Annotated in this window: 3 protein-coding genes; all 3 read right to left on the bottom strand. The window is 46.6% G+C overall.

Going from position 1 to position 2,275, the window contains the following annotated elements; genetic code table 11:
- Positions 1-14: 14 nt before the first annotated feature.
- Positions 15-998 carry a DUF916 domain-containing protein gene (locus WEIDD23_RS08900; protein WP_062358924.1) on the bottom strand — a complete coding sequence of 328 codons (984 nt, stop codon included), beginning with the start codon at positions 996-998 and terminating at the stop codon, positions 15-17.
- 2 nt (positions 999-1,000) lie between these two features.
- The gene (locus WEIDD23_RS08905; RefSeq protein WP_010373009.1) at positions 1,001-1,684 is read right to left on the bottom strand and encodes a WxL domain-containing protein; all 684 of its coding nucleotides are present in this window, start codon (positions 1,682-1,684) and stop codon (positions 1,001-1,003) included.
- Between the two features lie 13 nt (positions 1,685-1,697).
- The coding region (locus WEIDD23_RS08910; RefSeq protein WP_197458864.1) for a hypothetical protein at positions 1,698-2,275 on the bottom strand (578 nt) is incomplete at its 5' end.

Raw genomic sequence — 2,275 nt, forward strand, 5'->3', positions numbered from 1 at the left:
TTTTTAATCATTTCTTATTGTTGCTTCGTTTGCTTTTGACGTCGTATTAACAACCACAGTAGCCAACCAATGAATGCAAGCAGGCCACCGATAATGATCAAAGCAAGCTTTAACCAAATTGGCCAATGATTCACGGCATCTTTCTGACTCGTAATTGCTGCCATCGCGTTCACCCGAACCCGGTTGGTGAACGTCCACCGCCCTTTGTCTGTTGTCACCTGTGTTTCGACGCGATAACGCCCTGGTTGCAACTGTCCCACCGACGTGCGATGGTCGTAGCGACTACTAGGGGCGAATTGCAAGTCGCGCCGGGTCTCACTCATCACTAACTGTTTGCCCCGATAAATGCGGGTTTGGATTGTCATTCCTTGGTGGAAAATTGGCGATTGATTACGTAGTCGTAGGACTAAATCCGTTTGACCATCACGCCGTTTCATCGTCATCCCGTCCGCACGCATATGGGCCGCAACATGTTTTTCATTATTTCGTACCAGCAAAGCAACCGTGTATGAGTATTCTTGCTTGATTTGCATCCCCGCCGGATTCCTTTGCTGATCATTCGCTAACTCATAAAACGTCAAGCCGCCAGCCTTCACACCTGGAAAAGCCGTACCCGGCATCTCAATGGCAACTGAAACAAATTGCGAACTCTTTGGTTGTAGTGTAACGGCATCTGCTACCTGAACCAAGCGTGCCCATTGTTCATCCTGACTCGTCTCATAATCCACAACGCCATTGGCATTCGTAGTCGCCGTCGCTGTGCGAACCCCTACTTTTACTCGCCGATCAGTTGGGTTCGTTAGTTGGACCCGAACCTGCGTCTTTTGACGAGGCGCTAAAATCAAATCAAAATAGCCAGCCGTCGCATGTCGTTGATACTCAGACGTTTCGATTTGGACACCAAACGACAATTCATTCGCTGACATTTTTTCACTTGCACTAAATACAACACCGATAATCAGTGCAACGACGACCTGGAACCATTTTAATTTGTGCATCTTTATTCTCCTGTTGGTGCTGCTAACAACTTATACACAATCGTGCTGTTATAATTTCCTGATAATTTCTTCATCTGACCTGGCACATGCAATGACACCTCACCCAATGAAATTGCGGTCGTGCCATAACCATCTCCTGGTTTTGCATATGCCAAACGCATAAACGCTTGATTCAAAGCCATTTTTTCTTTGGCTGTCAAAACAGTTGTGTCGGTTACCGCACTCTTACTAGTTACGCGGTCAATTTGGAGTTTAGCGCCTTTCAATTCGGCCCCCTTTTCATGGACAAAGGGGGTTTTTTGGCGAACTTGCAAGTCCCAGCCATCCAATTGGCCTCGTTGGTCAGTTACCTGAACGTGATTTGCTACCGCTCGGCCAGCAAAAACATCTTGTTTGGCCGTATAGGTTCGATCGACCAGGCTCATTTTTTGCGTATCAAATTGCCAACGTGACGCATAATCTAACGTTAGTGGCATTGGTGTTGCCCCTAAATTCGCTGGGGCGTGCGGATCTGTTTCGCGCGGCGCTTCCGGGTCAACGTGGCCAATTTCCGCCGGTGTTTCTGTCCCCGCAAAACCAACCAACGCTTGCGTTTCAACCTCAATATTTTCCGCTGCAAAACCAACACCCGCAGTTGTTAGCCCTGTACAAATAGCCAAAATTCCCAAACCAAGTTGTTTCTTCATCTTTTTGCTCCTTTTAATTTGTTGGTCCCGCGACCAAATTTAATGACACCTGTGCTTGATACGATCCCACTCGTACTAAGTCATAAGCCTCAAATTGTAATGTTGCCCCTAAATCTTGCATACCAGTACCACGACCTAACAACACGTTTTGATAATCCCCTGTCAAAATGACCTCATTAAATCGCAACGCGGTTGGTAATTGATGCCCGGTACCAATGTGTGTCAACGGCTGCTTTAAACGTGCTTGCACAACCCAAGATTTCAAGTTACTCCCCAGTAGCGTGATAATTCCTGAGCGTGGTTGTGCGGCGATTGCTAAAGTTTCACCGTATATTTTTTGATGGTCGTTCCCAAAATTTGCAGCTTCAACCATCATTTTGACTGGTTCAGGTGCTGATTTTGGTGAACTGGCCGTTAATTCTATCTCTGATATTTGTGCTAGCCAATCGCTAGCCGGCCGCCCAATTTGTGCATCAGTGATCCCTTTACCACGACCTTTAATGCGGAATTGCGAGACGTCGGTGTGCTGAAATTCCCCAATTTCAATACCACGACCTCGTAAATTGATTTGTTGTAAATCAATCATCGCTA

This window comes from Weissella sp. DD23, assembly GCF_001579105.1.
Taxonomy (GTDB): Bacteria; Bacillota; Bacilli; order Lactobacillales; family Lactobacillaceae; genus Weissella; species Weissella cibaria.

Bases quoted from the DNA above. Each gene is read 5' to 3' on its own strand.
- WEIDD23_RS08900 (WP_062358924.1), bottom strand. From the start codon at position 998: ATGCACAAATTAAAATGGTTCCAGGTCGTCGTTGCACTGATTATCGGT.
- WEIDD23_RS08905 (WP_010373009.1), bottom strand. From the start codon at position 1,684: ATGAAGAAACAACTTGGTTTGGGAATTTTGGCTATTTGTACAGGGCTA.